General features: G+C 54.1%; 16 protein-coding genes and 1 other RNA gene. 9 read left to right on the top strand and 8 right to left on the bottom strand.

All coding sequences use genetic code 11. The features are described from left to right. Positions 1–56: 56 nt before the first annotated feature. The gene (locus G0Q06_RS05245; protein WP_163963144.1) at positions 57–590 is read right to left on the bottom strand and encodes a hypothetical protein; all 534 of its coding nucleotides are present in this window, start codon (positions 588–590) and stop codon (positions 57–59) included. Between the two features lie 228 nt (positions 591–818). On the opposite strand from G0Q06_RS05245, the gene G0Q06_RS05250 reads away from it, so the two are divergent. Together G0Q06_RS05250 and G0Q06_RS05255 are read left to right on the top strand one after the other, a co-directional pair. After that, positions 819–1,535 (top strand): dienelactone hydrolase family protein, encoded by a 717-nt coding sequence (locus G0Q06_RS05250; protein ID WP_163963146.1) that lies wholly within the window; start codon positions 819–821, stop codon positions 1,533–1,535. Positions 1,536–1,601: 66 nt separating this feature from the next. Beyond that, positions 1,602–2,012 carry a response regulator gene (locus G0Q06_RS05255; RefSeq protein WP_163963148.1) on the top strand — a complete coding sequence of 137 codons (411 nt, stop codon included), beginning with the start codon at positions 1,602–1,604 and terminating at the stop codon, positions 2,010–2,012. Between the two features lie 13 nt (positions 2,013–2,025). On the opposite strand, the gene G0Q06_RS05260 is transcribed toward G0Q06_RS05255, so the two are convergent. Further along, complete coding sequence (locus tag G0Q06_RS05260) at positions 2,026–2,790, bottom strand: M14 family metallopeptidase (RefSeq protein ID WP_163963149.1); 765 nt, start codon at positions 2,788–2,790, stop codon at positions 2,026–2,028. Between the two features lie 62 nt (positions 2,791–2,852). On the opposite strand from G0Q06_RS05260, the gene G0Q06_RS05265 reads away from it, so the two are divergent. Genes G0Q06_RS05265 through G0Q06_RS05275 form a run of 3 tightly spaced genes read left to right on the top strand, consistent with a single transcriptional unit; the run spans position 2,853 to position 6,455 of the window. Beyond that, a complete protein-coding gene (locus G0Q06_RS05265; protein ID WP_163963151.1) occupies positions 2,853–4,241 on the top strand; it encodes a glutamate--tRNA ligase in 1,389 nt (462 codons plus the stop codon). A gap of 50 nt (positions 4,242–4,291) precedes the next feature. Beyond that, the gene (locus G0Q06_RS05270) at positions 4,292–5,827 is read left to right on the top strand and encodes a glycine--tRNA ligase (RefSeq protein WP_163963153.1); all 1,536 of its coding nucleotides are present in this window, start codon (positions 4,292–4,294) and stop codon (positions 5,825–5,827) included. A 46-nt stretch (positions 5,828–5,873) separates the two neighbouring features. Continuing rightward, positions 5,874–6,455, top strand: coding sequence for an SRPBCC family protein (locus G0Q06_RS05275; RefSeq protein WP_163963155.1), 582 nt, complete (start codon positions 5,874–5,876; stop codon positions 6,453–6,455). Positions 6,456–6,483: 28 nt separating this feature from the next. Here G0Q06_RS05275 and recJ read toward each other — a convergent pair whose 3' ends face one another. From recJ to G0Q06_RS05305, 6 genes are all read right to left on the bottom strand, one after another. After that, positions 6,484–8,199, bottom strand: a complete 1,716-nt coding sequence (gene recJ, locus G0Q06_RS05280) for a single-stranded-DNA-specific exonuclease RecJ (protein ID WP_163963157.1) — start codon at positions 8,197–8,199, stop codon at positions 6,484–6,486. Between the two features lie 12 nt (positions 8,200–8,211). Then, positions 8,212–10,869: a protein translocase subunit SecD gene (secD, locus tag G0Q06_RS05285; protein WP_163963159.1), complete on the bottom strand. Its 2,658-nt coding sequence runs from the start codon at positions 10,867–10,869 to the stop codon at positions 8,212–8,214. A gap of 45 nt (positions 10,870–10,914) precedes the next feature. Beyond that, complete coding sequence (gene yajC, locus G0Q06_RS05290) at positions 10,915–11,226, bottom strand: preprotein translocase subunit YajC (protein ID WP_163963161.1); 312 nt, start codon at positions 11,224–11,226, stop codon at positions 10,915–10,917. A 138-nt stretch (positions 11,227–11,364) separates the two neighbouring features. Further along, a complete protein-coding gene (gene gcvH, locus G0Q06_RS05295) occupies positions 11,365–11,748 on the bottom strand; it encodes a glycine cleavage system protein GcvH (RefSeq protein ID WP_163963163.1) in 384 nt (127 codons plus the stop codon). 73 nt (positions 11,749–11,821) lie between these two features. Then, a complete protein-coding gene (gcvT, locus tag G0Q06_RS05300; protein ID WP_238710268.1) occupies positions 11,822–12,922 on the bottom strand; it encodes a glycine cleavage system aminomethyltransferase GcvT in 1,101 nt (366 codons plus the stop codon). Positions 12,923–12,976: 54 nt separating this feature from the next. Further along, complete coding sequence (locus G0Q06_RS05305; protein WP_163963167.1) at positions 12,977–13,699, bottom strand: SDR family NAD(P)-dependent oxidoreductase; 723 nt, start codon at positions 13,697–13,699, stop codon at positions 12,977–12,979. 93 nt (positions 13,700–13,792) lie between these two features. Between G0Q06_RS05305 and G0Q06_RS05310 the strand changes: the two genes are divergently transcribed. The 4 genes from G0Q06_RS05310 (at position 13,793) to lepA (ending at position 18,001) form a co-directional block, all read left to right on the top strand. Continuing rightward, a complete protein-coding gene (locus G0Q06_RS05310; protein ID WP_163963169.1) occupies positions 13,793–14,605 on the top strand; it encodes a hypothetical protein in 813 nt (270 codons plus the stop codon). Positions 14,606–14,710: 105 nt separating this feature from the next. Next, positions 14,711–15,061, top strand: a transfer-messenger RNA (tmRNA) gene (ssrA, locus tag G0Q06_RS05315). Positions 15,062–15,191: 130 nt separating this feature from the next. Further along, the gene (gene fabD / locus G0Q06_RS05320) at positions 15,192–16,097 is read left to right on the top strand and encodes an ACP S-malonyltransferase (RefSeq protein WP_163963171.1); all 906 of its coding nucleotides are present in this window, start codon (positions 15,192–15,194) and stop codon (positions 16,095–16,097) included. A 98-nt stretch (positions 16,098–16,195) separates the two neighbouring features. Continuing rightward, positions 16,196–18,001 (top strand): translation elongation factor 4, encoded by a 1,806-nt coding sequence (lepA, locus tag G0Q06_RS05325; protein WP_163963173.1) that lies wholly within the window; start codon positions 16,196–16,198, stop codon positions 17,999–18,001. The last annotated feature ends 20 nt before the right edge of the window (positions 18,002–18,021 follow it).

Below are 18,021 nucleotides of genomic sequence, written 5' to 3' on the forward strand. Positions count from 1 at the left end.
TGCATCTGGACTGGACAAAGGCTTCAGCCGAAACCCGGTGGACTGGAATTGTGGGCCTAGTCCTCGGTGCGTGTTTGTTTCAGAAGCGGCCGGGTGTATTGGATGACCTTGATCCAGCGGTCGTAGACGCTCGATTCCGGGGTAGCGATTCCCTCAGGTTCCACCATGACAATGGCCTCCATGGGAAACATGTTTTTCTCAAAGCAGACAACATGCACTTTTAAGGAAGGTTTGATTCGGGAACCGGCCGCCTTGTATTTATTTTTAAGGCCTTCTGGAAATTTCTGGATCCGGTTCAGGTCGATTTCCTCCGGATATTTATAGAGGGCACGTTTGATCTGAAGGATGTCATCCCGATCGGTGTTTGCCCGGAAGCGCACATACACATCGTAGGGACGCCCGATAAATGCCTTCGTCACCTCCTCACCGTAGAAATCGACGAATATCTCCTCGGGTATTTGCGAATTTCCCCCGATGCTATTGGGCGGATAGCTCGATGAATCCAGGGAGGTCGTTTTGCAACCGGAGAGGATCAACAATGCGCAAAGCGCCGCCATTGCTGGTAGGAATATGATATACTTGGTATTCATTGGTTTTACACAAATTGGGCCAAATATTTAACAATCAAGAAAAAATATACATATCTTCTATTTATTTCCAGGTCCCAAACCTAGTTGCACATGGGTAATCAGGAATCCCTATGGAATATCCCTTTCGGCTGCTTGCGATTTGGCAGGATTGGGGGACTTTAAAACATGAAATCCTTAAGCCTAATCTGTGTAATTTTCTTTCTCAGTGTTTCCTCAGCCATGGCTCACATGAGCACAAGGACTGTCACTTACGAGCTCGATGGCGTCTCCTTTGAAAGCGTCATCACTTGGGACGGTCATATTGATGAGGCCCGCCCGGGAATCCTCATGGTTCCCAACTGGATGGGACCGACCAAAACTTCCCTTGAGAAGGCGCAGGAGATCGCAGGGGAGGACTACGTGGTCATGATGGTGGATATGTACGGCGTGGATGTCCGTCCGCAAAACGGCGGTGAAGCAGGGGCGGCCGCAGGTGTATTGCGGAGTGACCGTGAGCTGATGCGTGCCCGCGGTTTGAAGGCGCTGCAGGTTTTCCTTTCCAGTGTAGATATTCCTTTCGCGAAAGATCACGTGGCCGGAATTGGGTTTTGTTTTGGAGGCGGTACAGTCCTCGAGCTGGCCCGGGCCGGAGCGGACTTGGATGCGGTCGTTTCCTTCCACGGGGATCTGGTATCGCCAACGCTGGAAGCTGACTCGGCAAATGTCACCGCGAAGGTTCTGGTCCTGCATGGTGCGGACGACCCGTTTGTCCCGCAGGAGCATGTGGCCTCTTTTGTAACGGCGATGCAGGGTACTGAGTCCGATTGGCAATTGGTACAGTTCAGCAACACCGTGCACTCCTTCACGGACCCGAGCGCCAGCATGGCCGGAAAGGCGGAATACCACCCACAATCCGCCAAACGCGCCTTTGCCTACATGAAGACACTTTTCAGTGAACTTTGGTAGGCGACTGAAGGAATTAAGGAGAATATTTGTTTACAGGTAGATTGGCGCTTGGTAATTATTTACCTGATGCCAACAGAGTCCGAAGGATCCCCTGAAACAACTGACAAGTGCTCAATACTACTTGTCGAGGATAACCCTCTCAACCAGAAGGTTGTCCGGCTAATGCTCTCCAAGTATGCCATTGAGCCGGATATTGCCAACCACGGTGAGGAGGCGGTGGAGAAGGTTAAAGAATCAAAATATGACCTGATCCTCATGGACCTTCATATGCCGGGCATGCATGGAGTGGAAGCGGCTGGAATCATCCGCGAGATGCTAGGGGATCAATGTCCGCCGATAGTCGCCCTGACGGCGGATGTTTACCATGCCAGCGAGAGCGATATCCTGAGCCAGGGCCTCAGCGGCTTCCTGACCAAGCCAATCAGCTCGCAGATGCTACGCGACTGCGTGGAGAAACACACGGGATTAAAGCTGTAGGGATGGAGGGGTTTCAGGCAATAGGGTCGGGCTGCTGCTCATTGCACCATGCCGCCAATACCGCCTCCACAACCGCGCATTGCGCCCTGATGCGCTTGTCGATGGGCTGTCGACTCGGTGTCTCGGTTGTAAATGTATATTTGGAGCTGTGGTGAAAGTGAAGTCTGAGGGCTTCCGGTAAATCATTCCCGAAGGCATCCATCACTTCCTCAGGAGGGCGCATCCGCCCATTCTCCGCTGGCATATCATCAATCAGCTCACGCTGATCAATTCCGGTCCATGGTTCGGCGGCCTTCAGGGCGATGCCTTCATAATCGAGCTCCGTATCCGCATCAACATGGGCATAAATATAAAATCCCTGTCCATCATCATCCTCGTGCAGGCAGATGACGAAGTCGAACGACCGTTGACCAATCCATTCCAGTTGGGCTTTTGTTTCAACGGAGCGCGGGCTCAGGCCGTAGTCCCGGTTGAGATCAATTCCAGCAGCATTCTCGCGGGTCCCGGCGAGAAGGCCTTCCGGATTGATCAAGGGGAAAACGGTCAAGTTGGCGTATTCCGGGAATGCCTTTCGGCGCAGCATGTCGAGAACAGCCATCGGCCCGGCTGGTTCATTTCCATGCACCCCGGCAGAAATGTAAACCGATGGGGCCGTATCCGAGACATCGCGTTTAAGAACAGGCAGGGAGAAATCACCAACCTTTCCGTAGGATAAAACGGAAAAGCCGGCGCGCTTGGCAGCCACTTCCAGACGCTCGCTATAGACTTCGACATTCACAGGTAAACTAAAGGCGTGAATCCGCCTTGAATTCAACTGCAAAGGCACACACAGTCTCCTTCATGTCTGAAACACGAGTACGCTTTGCTCCCAGTCCAACGGGATTCTTCCACATTGGAAGCGCCCGGACGGCGCTCTTCAACTGGCTCTATGCCCGGCACACCAACGGCTCCTTTATCCTTCGCATTGAAGACACCGATGAGGCCCGCAACACTCAGGAGGCCCTTGAGGTCCTGCTCAAGGGCATGCGCTGGCTCGGCATTGACTGGGATGAGGGGCCAGACATGGGCGGTGACTTTGGTCCATATTTCCAGAGTCAGCGTGGCGAAATCTACAAGGAGTACCTTGGCAAGCTGCAGGCCGCCGGACGGACTTACGAGCAGGACGGAGCGATCTTCTTCAAGCTGGAAGGGGAGCGTTACACGGAGTTTGACGAGTATCATGGCAAAGAAGTGGAAAAAGTACGCGCCGAACCGGTTGAAATTGATGATGCCATCCGCGGAAAGGTGGTCCGGAGCGAAACAAGAGACTTTGTTATTTTCCGCTCAGATGGGAGCCCCACATTCCACTTTGTGAATGTGGTCGATGATATCACAATGAAGATCACCCATGTCATTCGTGGTGAGGACCATTTGAGTAATTCCAGCAAGCATGTGGAGCTCTTCAATGCATTCGGGGTTACGCCTCCGCAGTTTGCCCATTTACCGCTCATTTTGAAGGACCCGAAAATGGGCAAGGGGAAGATGAGCAAGCGCGACAAGGGCTCCCTCATCGAGGAATATCAAGAGCGCCATTTTCTACCCGCCGCGGTGCGCAATGCAATTGCCCTTCTTGGCTGGAACCCCGGGGACGACCGGGAGATCATGGACATCGGGGAAATTATTGAATCCTTTGATATCAAGGATATCCAGAAGGGCGCCGCGCGGTTTGATGAGGCAAAAATGAGCCACATCAATTTCCAGTATCTCAAGGAGTTGCCCGTGGAAACCTATGCCTGGTTTGCCCGCCCTGTATTGACCGCCAAGGGGCTGCTCGCTGAGGATCATGATGAAGATCACCTCCAGCGCGTGCTGGCCATTTGTCAGGAAAAAATCACATCTCTCGAAGAGCTCCCGCTCTTTTGTGCCTACTTCTTTTCGGATGAATACGCGGAAAATGAAAAGGCCAAGGCAAAGGTCCTCAAGAAAGGCAATGCCGTTGAGCTGGCCAGCCAGGTGAAAGAGGCTCTTTCCGCTGTTGCCGGGGATAACTGGACACAGGCATCCCTTGAAGCCGCCTTCCAGGATCTGGCAACTGCCCACGGCATGGAGAAGCCCTTCCAGTGGTGGCCGCTGACCCGTTTTGCCGTGAGTGGCACCTCCAGTGGGCCGGATTTCCTCCCGATGCTGGAAATCATGGGACGGGAAATGGTCATTGGAAGGCTGGGGCGATTCCTCGAAGCCAATAGCTGATCAATTGCCTTCTTGACCAAACACTGACCAAAACCCATTTTTCTGCGCTTATGTCCGAAGAATCCAGCTCACGAACTCTTCCCACGCTTGAAGCCCTTGTCACTTTGTGCAAGCGGCGGGGATTTATTTTCCAGTCCAGTGAAATCTACGGCGGTTATGCCGGTTTTTTTGATTACGGGCCTCTCGGGGCGGAATTGAAGAAGAACGTCAAGGACGCCTGGTGGAAAGCCATGGTCCATGAGCGGGATGAAATTGTCGGGCTTGATTCGACAATTATCATGCATCCGGAAATCTGGAAGGCGAGTGGCCACGTTGAGGGCTTCAATGACCCGATGGTGGATTGCAAGGAATCCAAGAAGCGCTACCGGGCAGATCAGTTGTTTTTTGCACCGGTCCGGGTTGACGGAAATACGATTGGTTATGTCTCAGTTGAGGAATCCGGCACCATGCAGGCCGAAGCCGAGGAAATGGCCGCCGAGATGAAGCGCAAGCAGGCGGTCCAGGGAACCCTTGAGGCAATTGAATTAAAGGACTACACCGAAGCGGATCCGGAGGAATACGAACTCATTCCCAGTCCGGCCACCGGCAAGCCCGGCTCATTAACCCCGCCCCGCCAATTTAACCTCATGTTTGAGACACGGGTTGGCCCGCTGGCGGACGCTTCCGGGCTTTCATATCTGCGCCCGGAAACCGCTCAGGGGATTTTCCAAAATTTCAAGAATGTCGTGGACACTGGCCGGGTGAAGATCCCGTTTGGCATTGCCCAGATCGGAAAGGCTTTCCGCAACGAGATCACGCCGCGAAATTTCATTTTCCGTTCACGGGAATTTGAGCAGATGGAAATTGAATACTTCATCGATCCGGATGAAGAGACCTGGCCGCGCGTATACCGTGAATGGATCGATACGTGCAAGGAGTGGTTGGTCAGCATCGGGATTCCTGCCGACATGGTGGGCGAGGATGTCCACCCGGCGGAAAAGCTTTCCCATTATTCAAAGGGAACAACCGACCTGACTTTTACCTTTCCCTTCGGCACACAAGAGCTCTGGGGAATTGCCTGCCGCGGGAACTTTGACCTGACGCAGCACCAGAAGCACAGCCGCAAGTCCATGGAGTTCTTCGACGAGGGACGGAAGGAAAAATATATTCCTCATGTTGTGGAACCTTCCCTCGGTGTGGACCGGACAATCCTCGCCGTCCTAACAGCTGCTTATTGCGAGGACGAAGTGCCGAATGACAAGGGTGCCCCGGAGAAGCGGGTGCTCTTGAAATTCCACCCCAAAGTCGCGCCCTTCAAGGTAGCGGTCTTCCCGCTTTTGAAGAACAAGCCGGAGTTGGTTGAATCCGCGCGAAATCTCTACAAGCAATTGCAACGGCGCTGGAATGTCGCCTGGGATGTCTCGGGAGCGATCGGGCGGCGTTATCGTCGCCAGGATGAAATTGGCACGCCGTATTGTGTCACTATTGATTTTGATACCATTGAAAAGGACCAATGCGTGACCATCCGGGACCGTGATACGACCGAGCAGGTCCGTATTCCCCTTGATGAGGTTGAAGGCTGGTTGAACGAGCGAATCGAGGGCTAGTTTTTAGTCGCATTGCCTTGGGGATCTTCATAAGGTCCAATGCGTTATGAAGATTGTTAAATGGTTGATCGCCCTTGTAGCGTTACTTCTGGGTCTCTTTGTACTCATCACCTTCTTCCTCCCGACCGAATACGAGATTGAGCGGTCCACGGAGATTAATACTCCCGCAGAACTGGTCTTTTCGCAGGTTGTAGATCTGGTCGCCTGGCAGGAATGGAATCCGTGGAATGAGATGGATCCTGACATGCTCATTGAGTACGGAGAGCTTTCAGCCGGACCTGGCGCCAGCTACACCTGGCAGAGTGACGTGGCAGGTGACGGGGCCATGAAGATCATCAAGGTGGAAGGCATGGAACACGTGCGCTTTGAACTCCTGTTCGAAGGATACGAGGACAATCCTTCCTACAGTTCGCTTTTCATCTCCGAAGGATCAAGCGAAGGTAGCTCCACTGTGCGATGGACCTTCGAAGGTAATGTGGGGGATAGCTTCTTTGGCCGATGGATGAGTGTGATGATCGACAAATTTGTCGGTCCGAGCTACGAAAAGGGCCTGCAATCGCTCAAGGAAAGATGCGAAGCACTCGCTCTTGATCCGGAAGCTGTTTTCAAGGAAGTCCCAGTTCCCTGATTTGTACCGGAACCTGCTCAATCCTCAATCAACGACTTTGTTGCCAATCCAGCAAGGTCAGGCGAGGGGACCGTTGCCCCCGCCATGAATGCCAGCCAAACCGCACGGCGAGATCGATTGCCTTCCCTGTGGGCGGTGGATTCTCGGCCGCATTCCAGCCAATGCATTCAATTGGGCCAGTGAGCCCTGGCCGCGGTACCCCAAACTTCAGGTGTGCCGTGCCAATCTTCGCAAGCGCGGGCAAAACCACCCCGCGAAGGGCGAAAACAGGCTCGGGATTTCCTTGTCCGTAGGGGGCTAGTTGATCCAGCTCGGATAAGAGCGTGGAAGTCAATTCTTCAGGCCGAGCCTCTGCTTCAATTGTAATAACCTGTTCAGGGATTCCTTCGCTGTACTTTTCCCGTAAAGCCGCATTAAAGGATTCCCGAAGTTCATTCACCTTGTCCTCCTGGATCGTCAGGCCAACTGCCATTGGATGACCTCCCCATTGGGTAATGACATCCGAACACTCCTTGAGAATCTCGACCAGATCCACGCCCTCCACACTCCGTCCCGAGCCTTTGGCCAGCCCTTCACCTTCCGATCCGAGGACCAGGCAAGGACGGTGGAATTTACGGGCAAGCCGGCTGGCGACAATTCCCACTACGCCCGAATGCCAATCAGACGCGTGAACAACGATTCCGATGTGGTCGGGATAAAGATCACTGACTTGAGCCTCGGCTAGTTCAGCGATGGAACGCTCAATGTCCTGACGGTCCCGGTTAAACTCATCCAGCGTCAAGGCCGTCTCACGGCAAGTCTGCCAGTTTTCACTGAGTAGAAGCTGGATGGGAAGAGCGGCGTCATCCAGCCGTCCGCTCGCATTGATTCGCGGTCCGAGGCGGAAACCTATATCGCTCGGCGAAAGGGTGTCGCCAAGCGTCAACCCGGCGACCTCCATAAGCGCACAAATGCCAGGCCGCTGACACTTTTCCAGATAGCGCAAGCCGTTGCGAACGAGAATGCGATTCTCTCCAGTCAGGTCGACCAGGTCGGCAACAGTGCCGAGGGCGACCAGATCGAGGTACTCGCGCAGGTCGGTCGTCGCGGCAAGAGCATCGCCCTTTTGCCGCATGACCTTCAAAAAGGCATGACAAAACTTGAAGACCAGCCCCACGGAACAGAGGTTCTTCCATGGGACAGAGTCAGGATCGTGGACATGGGGATTGACCATGATGCAATCGTCGGGAAGGGACTCCTTGGATGTGTGATGATCGAGAATGATCACGGAGATCCCTTGTTCCCTCAACCAGGCCACTTCCTCGGAGCTGCTTGTTCCACAATCAACGGCGATCATCAGGTCCGGCTTACCCTCCTCGAGTGCTCGCGAAAGGGAATCGATACCCAGCCCATAGCCCTCCTCCAGTCGCTTGGGAACAACGAACTTCGGGGATAGCCCAAAGCGCCTGAGGAAATGTGTCAGGAAAACGGTGGAGGTGACTCCATCCACATCATAGTCCCCAAATATCAGGACAGATTCCTGCTTCTTCAGGGCCGATTCCACCCGGGCAACCGCTTCCGGCATTCCACCCATCGAGAGTGGATCGCCAAGCGTTGACAGGCCGGGATTCAGAAAGCCCTCCACCTCTTCCATGGTGGTCAGGTTTCTGCCGGCAAGCAGGCGGGCGCTGATTTCGCTTAATCCCTGTTCCCGGGCAATGGCAGTAGCCAGGGTTTCATCAAGGGATGATTTGATCCAGCGCATCGCGGATCAAAATCAGGCTTTTTGCTTGGATGATTCGTCAGATGTCCAGTCGTAGCTCGGAAGGATTTCTCCCTTTTCGACCGATTTGCGATCGCCCTTATGGTACCAGAAGAATACTGGGCTGGCGATGAACATCGAAGAGAAGGTTCCGGTGAGAATACCGATCAGGAAGACAAGCGCGAAGTCCTTGATCACACCCGCCCCAAAGAGGAAGAGCATGAGTGAGGCAAAGAGCGTTGTCACACTGGTCAGGACCGTCCGGTTGAGGACCCGGTTGATGGACAGGTGGACAATCTTCTTGAGGTTGCTTCCCGGATTCAATTCCAGTTCCTCACGAACACGGTCAAAGACCACAATCGTATCATTGATGGAGTAACCGACTGTCATCAGGATGGCCGCAATCATCGGAGCAGAGAATTGTCCGCTTCCGATTCCAAAGATTTCTCCCAGAGTGACAAAAATACCGATTGTCATCAAGATGTCGTGAACCGTCGCTACAACTGCGCCCAATCCGTATCCAAACTCGAACCGGAAGGCGATGTAGAGGAGAATCCCCAACAGTGCGACCAGGATGGAAAGAATGGCACTGCGCGTCACTTCGCTACCGACTGCTGAGCCAATCTGGGTCAACCCCAACTCAACGAGTTCTGCTTCAGGATAAGCCGTATTGAGAGCGCCGAAGAACTGTTCACCCTTGTCGGGCTCAGTCTGGACAATCATGACATCCTTGTCGGCGCCGAGCGGAGTTTGGAAGAAGATGTTCACTTCCCCGAAGGATTGAGTCACGCCGTCCTCGTCGACAAAACTTGCCGAAGAGGCCACCTCATCCACCTGCTGGGAAGAGAGCCGCTCACTGTAACTGACGGCAACTTCATCACCACCCGTAAAATCAATCCCGAAGGCCTGATCAAAATGATAGGCGAAGGATGCCACCCCGATCAGCACGAGAACCCATGAACAGGCAAAAGCGCGGCGGGCATGATTGAGAAACTGGAAACTGGTATTTTTGAAGAGCTGGAATCGGAAGGGGTTTTTGATGATTCCCCCTTCAACCAAGGCTTCGAGAATAAACCGGCTGGTCACCAGACTACAGAAGACGGTGGCAAGAATACCGGCGCTGAGGGTGACACCAAATCCGCGGACAGGGCCATTCCCCAGCCAGACCAGGATCAAGGCGGTGATCAATGTGGTGACATTCGCATCCACAATGGTCGAAAAGGCTTTGTCGTACCCAGCCACAAGAGCACTGTGCACGCTTTTGCCGTTATGTAGCTCCTCCCGGATACGTTCGAATATCAAGATACTGGCGTCGACTGCCATCCCGATTGTCAGGACGAGGGCTGCGACACCGGGAAGGGTGATCGTGGCCCCAAAGCTCGCCAGGGCGCCCAGAACAATAAACAAGTTAAGGCAGACAGTGAGCATCGCGACCAGGCCGGAAAGCCCGTAATAGAGAATCATGAAGACAATGACGAGAATACCGCCGTACATGCCGGCACTGATACTTGTATTGCGGGCATCCTTGGCAAGTGTCGGGCCAACCTCGTACATCTCGGCGACTTCCATTTCGACGGCGAGGGGATTGTTCAAGGCGTTGGCCAGTTCGAATGCCTCACGCTGGGTGAAAGACCCGGTAATCCGGGCGGAATCGCTGTTGATGCGTTCCCGTACTGTTGGGGAAGAAACAAGTTTGCCGTCGAGGACAATGGCCAGGCGGCCAATGCTGAAATCGGTGTTGCCAGCGGCAATCTGTCCGGTGACCTCGGCGAATTGGCGCCGCCCCTCGGAAGTGAATTCCATGGTCACTTCGTAACCACCGGTTTGGGTAATCTGCGGACGGGCCTCTTCAATGATTTCCCCCGTCATTACCGGAATGATTTTCACGTACGTCGGGCTCTCAACAATTTCCCCGGTTTCCGGATCTTCTGTTTCCTCAACAAGCACTTGGTAACCCAGTGGGGGCTCAGCGCCCGGGCGCGGTTGAGCGGTCCGGTGGACCAGCTTGAATTCAAGCAGGGCAGGGGCTCCAATTGTCTCGGCAATATTGGGATTGTCCTCGGTATTGATACCGGGCATCTGCACCTCGATCAGGTTTGCCCCTTTGAGGCGTACCACGGGTTCAGCCACTCCAAGACCATCGACTCGGTCGAGAACCACTTGACGCGCATCCTCCAGCTGTCGCTGGCGAAAGAACATGTCCTCGGACAAGCTTGCTTCGTCCACATCAAAGGTAATGGCAACCCCCCCATTGAGGTCCAGCCCAAGGCTGATTTCACCCTTTGAACGGCGGAGCAGCTCGGTGAGAAGAATTTTGTTCTTCTTCTTGAGGTTACGAATTTCCTGAAGCCGGATGTCCTGAAAATATTGCGAGAGGTCGATTGATTCATCCTCTGAAATTCTCAACAGGGCCGTATAGAGGGTGGCGTAGGGAGACGTTGCATCTCCAGCGGCCTCTTCAACCTTTTCATTGGCCCGCACGACAAGCGCTTCAAACTCGGAGAAATTGTCCTCGCGGGACTTTATCTCGGTACCTGACTCGTCTACGGCTGCAGTTACCTGACTGGTCAAATACGGTTCAAAGGGTGTTCCTGTTGGTGGGAGCAGCTCCGTGGTTGCCCATGCGGCAACGAGGAGGGTGACAATCAGCCTGAAAAGGTTTGTTCCGTTCATTGGATATATTGGTTGGTTTACTGGAAAAAGGGGGAGGGGGGCGCTTTACTGGTCTGCGGTGTCACGGGCCGTGATGGATCCCTTCAGGACATCGATGCGGGTGTTGTCATCAATTTTGACCTGGAATCGATCCTTTTTCACGTGCGTGATCACGCCGCAAATACCGCCGGCAGTGACAACAGTATCACCGGGCTTCAATTCCGTGATCATTTGCTGGTGCTCTTTTTGCTTCTTGCGCTGTGGCTGGATCAGGAGGAACCAGAAGCCCACCATCAGAAGAATAAAGGCGAGAAGCTGCATGAGCATGTTTCCCTGTGAAGGGCCGCCCTGTGCGAGGATGTAAAATACACTGTTCATAGTTGTGCGAGTTAAAGGTCGTAAAAAACCAGCAACTGTGCGCCTCTCGCTGGAAGAATCAAGAAATTTGCGTAGTCCCGGCCAATTAAGGACGGTTGCGAGGGGCTTGTTGCCGGATCAGCTGGCTGAAGGCTGTATTCAGCCAACAATATTAGCATAGGCGGCAGCGTCCATCAGATCATCAAGATTGGCTCCCTCATCCAATTGAACGCGAATCATCCAAGCTTCTCCGTACGGATCGGAATTGACGGTCTCAGGGGCTCCGGTCAGCTCATCATTAACGGCCCTGATCGTGCCTTGAACCGGCATGTAAAGGTCGCTGGCCGCCTTGACGGATTCGACCACCCCGAATGAATCGCCGGCTTCGAAGGTGTCATCGACTTCAGGAAGTTCCACAAAGGTAATATCCCCAAGGCTGTTTTGAGCATAGTCGGTAACGCCAACGGTGACCGTTCCATCTTCCTCAAGACGAATCCACTCATGATCCTTGGTATATTTCAAATTATCCGGAATTGAACTCATGCCTCTCTTCAAGGGGCTTGAGCACGACCTGACAACCGGAAAAACGCTTTGCCGGACAATTTAGCCTGCAAAATCACACTTTGTGCAGCGGAGGCTGGGCAATTTCCAAGGGAATCCGCGTTTTGCGTATCTCGACAAGCAGCGGAATCTTATCCTTGAGCGCTTGTGTGGAAACGCATGCGGAACCAATGGGACGACCCAGCATGGGGGATTGAGTCCCAGATAGAACTTTTCCGCATGGATTGCCATCCTCGTCGATGATTTCAGTTCCCTCGCGGGCAATGCGCCGGTCTTCCAGGCGGAAAAAGACCACTTTCCGGTCAAGACCCTCGTCGAGCCGCTTCTGCAGGGCAGTCCTCCCGACAAAGTCCGTGGCCTTCTGGAACTTGACGACCCAGCCCAGTCCGCCTGTGAGGGGATCAATCTGGGCGCTGATTTCGTGCCCATAGAGGGGATAACCCGCCTCAAGGCGTAGGCTGTCGCGTGCGCCAAGCCCGACCAACTGAAGGCCGTGATCCTTGCCGATCTCCAGTATACGGTTTGCGACCCGTGCCGCTTCACCGGCGGGCAGGTAGATCTCCACGCCATCCTCGCCGGTGTAGCCGGTGCGGCTGACAATGGCGTTGGTCTCCATGAATGATCCTTGGATAAAGTGGAAGCGCTTCAGGGAGGAGAGGTCCTGTCCAGAGGCCAGCTTGAAGATCTCCATGGCCTTCGGTCCCTGCAATGCCAGCTGCCCGAAATCCTCGGAAACATCATCGATCAGGCAATCAAAGCCAACTGCCTGGCCGGTGATCCATTCAACATCCTTGGAGACATTGGCGGCATTCACACAGAGAAAATACTCTTCATCGCCAACCTGATAAATGATCAGGTCATCGACAACCCCGCCATCCTCATAGCACATCACCGTGTAGATGGCTTTGCCGACTTGAAGCTTCTCGACGTTGTTGGTCACGAGTTTGTTCAGGAAGGCCCGTGCCCCGGATCCATGCACGCGCACTTCACCCATGTGGCTGACATCAAACAAGCCCGCAGCTTCGCGGACAGCACGGTGTTCCTGCAGAATGGAAGTATACTGGACCGGCATTTCCCAGCCGGCGAATGGCACCAATCGAGCATTATGATCCGTGTGAAAGGCATGCAAGGGGGTGCGTTTTAGTGAATCACTCATAATTCCCATTAAAAGGCATTTCACGGAAAAACCAATAAAACTTGGCAGGAATTCCTAACTTTTCATTTTCCGTATATCGATGAACGATCCAGAGGGCTCGGACATGAATTTTTCCATTGCACTGGATATGCGGTGGGCCGCCGCCTCAGCGGAAGGCATGTCCGGGGTGTTCTTTGCCTTCTTAAGTCGCCTGACCGTTTCGAAATTCTGATCAGCCTCAATGCCGCAGATGTAATCCTGCATGGCCGTATCGATCAGGCCGGGGGCCAGCGAGGTAAAGTGCACCTCCGGTTCCTCGGCGGCGTAGAGCATCACCAGCATGTTCAAGGCCGCCTTGGAAATGGAATAGCCGTTCCAACCACGGCTGCCCGATACGGCCGCCCCGGACGAAATAGCTACCACCTGTCGCGGCTTTTGTTCCATGCGGAGGAGCGCATCCAGCAACCACTTGTTTGACCAGACGTTGATCTCCATGGTGTCACGAAGGGATTCCAAGGGCGTGTCACGCATGTCACGGATTTCGGAAAGGATTCCCGCGTTGAGAATTACCCGGTCGAATCCCGAAACCCGCTTCAGCCAATTCTCAAGGGTGGACTTGCCCTTAAGATGGTCGGCGAGATCAATGGAGGCGTAGTTGAACTGTTCCGGGTAAGCTTCAACCAGGTCACACTCACCACGACTGCAACCAAAGACCGTATGCCCGCTTTCCAGATACACCTTTGCCAATCCGTGGCCCAAGCCGCGGCTGACGCCCGTGATAAAGATTGTTTCCTTCATAAACGGAAATTTTTGTCAGCCTTCAACATTTGGCAAACGAGGAATGAGAAATGGTCTTTTCTTACAGCCAGTTATCACGTATCGTAATTTATTATGATGAAGAACAACAAGCTGCTTGGCTTTATCTTTTTGCTTGGAGCGTTAACGGGTGTGGGCCTGACGCTGATTTTCCGGCCTCTTGATCAACCTCCTGCAGATACTCCGGGAACCGAGAGTCAAGTCGAGGCAACTGAAGAGAGTGGGGCATTGCTCGCCCGGATCCGTGAGCAGGAACAGGAGATTGTCCGCCTGCGGGGTGAATTGGCCACTGTCGGAGCGCAGGAAATTTCCGCTTCAATCGTCGAGCCCGAGCCGGAGCCTGAAGCAGAGCCAGAACGCCGATCCGGATTTGCCCGGCAAATGGAAAACCGGATGGCTCGGCGGGTCGATTCCCTCGTGGCCGATTATGACCTGAATGAGGCACAGCGGGGACAGCTTGAGGAGGTCTTCCGGATGCAATTGGAGAATTTCAGGGCACGCCGGAACGGGGAAGCTGTGGAACCGTTCAATTTGGATGAGGCCATTGCCGGGGTGCTATCCGAGGAACAGTTTGCCCAATACCTTGAGGAGTCCCAGGAAGAAATCTACAACCGGGCGGAGTTGATCGCGACGACACAACTGGTCCGCTTGATCCAGTCAGTTGAGCTTTCGGATGAGCAGCAAGCCACTGTCTATGACACGGTGAACGCCACAGCCCAGGAATGGCTGATTGCGCGGCAGACCGGTGAGGATTTCAATATGCGGGAAGCCGTGCAGGAACAGCTTGGCACCATCCTGACCGAAGAACAGTTGTCCAGCTATCTGGAAAGTCTCGGAAACGGCTCCGGGTTTGGTCCTCCGGGTGGGGGTCGGCCCCCAGGGCCGTGAATTACTAATCCGTTTGACAAGCAGGGTCCACCGGAGCGATATTCGACTCTTAGTTCTTTGACTCATCGACCCGGTTTCGATGGTCAATTTCGGACTTTCTCTTTTGGGGGTGTTTTGGAATTCGACCGGTCGTGAACGGAAATCGTGGCAGGCAGGAGTTGGCCGAAGGCTCCTTAACAATCGGCCAAGCCTATAAATGGCGAAAACGAATACGCACTCGCAGCTTAATTGTGCTGTGACGGTGAACCTCTGACACCCGCTGAGAGGGAATCCGACGATTAGCGGGCATAGCCTTCGTCCGGGATACCGGGGCGAGGCCGTATTCAACAGGTATCTGGCCTGCGGAAAACGCGCTGTTTCGTGCTCCAAAGGCGAGACTTAAACATACAGCTAAGCTTGTAGAGGCGGTTTCTTGAAACGACCGGGACAGGGGTTCAAATCCCCTCACCTCCACCATCCTTCGCCCTGCGGGCTTCGGATGGCAAGCCAAGTGAGCGCGGCGAGCCCGGACGAAGCCTGCGGCACGGGCATCAAACTGTGATTAGGATATTGATTTCTTCCCGAGAGGTCATTTGATGACCCGCTTATGTCTAAAGGAATCATATTTTCAGGTCAGGGAGCGCAGAAGGTCGGCATGGGCCAGTCCCTGTTTGAGGGCAGTCCCACTGCAAAAGCGCTGTATGAAAAGGCGGATGAGGTACTGGGCTGGAAGCTGAGCGAAATCAGCTTCAACGGGCCGGAGGAAACCCTCACGGAGACCCGCGTCTGCCAGCCGGCACTATATGTCCACGGCTTTACGGTCTACACTTTACTCGAGGAAGCGGGCAAGACGGGCGACATCAGCCTCGCCGCCGGCTTGAGCTTGGGTGAGCTGACGGCCCTGGCCGCCGCCGGATCCTTTTCCTTTGAAGACGGCTTGCGGGTGGTCGCGGAGCGTGGTCGCCTGATGCAGGAGGCTTGTGACGCCACAGACGGTGCGATGGCCTCGATGATCGGTGGCGAAGTGGAGGCGGTGAAAGAACTCTGTGCAGCGCACGATGTCGACATGGCCAACCTCAACTGCCCCGGTCAGATAGTGATTTCCGGGGAGACGGCGAAGGTCGGGCAGGCCGTTGAAGCCGCCAAAGCCGCTGGGACTTTCCGCATGGTGGTGCCGCTCAAGGTGGCAGGCGCCTATCACAGCCGCCTGATGGAGCCGGCTCGGGTCAAGTTTGAGGAATTCCTCCAAGGGGTCGAAATTAAAGAACCGCAGCTGACTGTGTTGAGCAACACCACCGGCAAGGCGGTCAAGACGGCTGCCGAAATCCGGGAAGCCCTCGCGAAGCAGGTAGTCTCCAGTGTCCTCTGGGAGGATTGCATGCGGGAAGCGGCCTCAATGGGCGTGACAGACTTCTACGAATGCGGCCTTGGTGCGGTTCTGGCCGGTATGGCCAAGCGGACCGACCGCTCATGGATCGTCAAGTCCATTGCGGAATTCGCGGATCTGGGTTAACTACGAATTGCACGAATCATTCGAATCGAAAAACTTATTGAAACCAGCGTCCCTAATTAATCCGCGAAATTCGCGGGATTCGTAGTTTCTAAACTCATATGTCCAAGCTCTCCAAAATTCGCAATTTTTGCATCATCGCCCATATCGACCACGGGAAGACCACCCTCAGCGACCGCTTGCTGGAGGCTACCCAGACGGTCAGCGCGCGCGACATGCAGGCGCAATTGCTGGATTCAATGGATCTGGAGCGGGAGCGAGGAATCACCATCAAGAGCCATCCGGTGACTTTGAAGCACAAGGCCGCCGATGGAATCGACTACATTTTCAACCTGATCGACACCCCCGGGCACGTGGACTTTTCGTACGAGGTGTCGCGGAGCCTGACAGCCTGTGAAGGCGCACTTTTGCTCGTTGATGCCGCACAGGGGATTGAGGCGCAGACCGTGGCCAACGCCCATTTGGCACTTGATCTTGGGATGGAGGTCATTCCGGTCATCAACAAGATTGACCTGCCCGGTTCAGATATCCCGTTGGTCAAACAACAGCTTGAGGATATTTTGGCCATTCCTGCGGATGAGGCAATTCTCGCCAGTGCCAAGGCTGGCAAGGGGATTCCCGAAATCATGGAGGCCATCATCCAGCGCGTTCCACCGCCGCGGTGGGGAGAACATCCGCATACCCGCACACTGATTTTTGACTGTGTTTATGATGCCTACAAAGGCGTGATCTGTTTTGTCCGCGTTTTCTCAGGAACCATTAAACGCGGTGACACCATCCTCATGATGAGCGACGGCACAAAGGCCGAAGTGAAAGAAGTTGGAATCTTTTCCCCGAGCATGAAACCCTCCTCGACAATCGAGGCCGGCTGGGTCGGGTATATCGTGACCAACATCAAGGACGTCTCTGAAATCAAGATTGGCGACACGATCACGACCGCCGCAAACCCGGCGACTGAGATGCTTCCGGGATACAAGGAAGTGCGTCCGATGGTGTTTTCCGGACTATACCCGATCGACACATCGGATTATGAGAAGCTGAAAGTGAGCATGGGCAAGCTCCAGCTCAATGATTCGGCCCTGGTCTTTACTCCTGAATCCTCAGTTGCTCTTGGGTTCGGTTTTCGGTGCGGGTTCCTCGGGTTGCTGCACATGGAAATTGTCACGGAGCGCATCCGCCGCGAGTATGACCTGGATATCATCTCAACGTATCCAAGTGTTGTATACAAAGTGCTGAAAACCGACGGGACCGAGATTGAAGTCCACAATCCCGTTAACATGCCAGACCCGGCGGAAATCACTTCCATCTCCGAGCCGACAATCAAGGCGACCCTGCATATTCCATCCAAATCCATCGGGGACATCCTGGCTCTTGCCACGGAAAAGCGCGGATACGTTGATCACACTGAAACTCTCGATGAATCCCGCGTCATGATGGTTGCCCATTTGCCTCTCAATGAGATCCTTGTTGATTTCAATGACCGGCTCAAGAGCATCACCAAGGGATATGGCTCGATGGATTACGAATTGTCTGATTACCAGCAGAGCAAACTTGTCCGGTTGGACATTCTCGTCAATGGCGAGACAGTGGATGCCTTTTCCAGTATCGTCCACATGGAAAGAAGCGAGGCAAAGGGCCGCCAGTTGTGCGAGAAGCTCAAGGAGATTCTTCCGCGGCAGATGTTCAAGATTGCCATTCAGGCCTCCGTGGGGAGCAAGGTAGTCGCCCGGGAAACCATCAGCGCCCTGCGCAAGGATGTGACGGCAAAATGTTATGGCGGTGATATTTCCAGAAAGCGCAAACTCCTCGAAAAGCAAAAGGAGGGAAAAAAGCGCATGAAACAGATCGGAAAAGTTTCGATCCCCCAGGAAGCCTTCGTCGACATTCTGAAGTCGACAAGCCGGTAACCCCAACCCAGAAAACCAGA

The sequence above is a fragment of the Oceanipulchritudo coccoides genome (assembly GCF_010500615.1).
Taxonomy (GTDB): Bacteria; Verrucomicrobiota; Verrucomicrobiia; order Opitutales; family Oceanipulchritudinaceae; genus Oceanipulchritudo; species Oceanipulchritudo coccoides.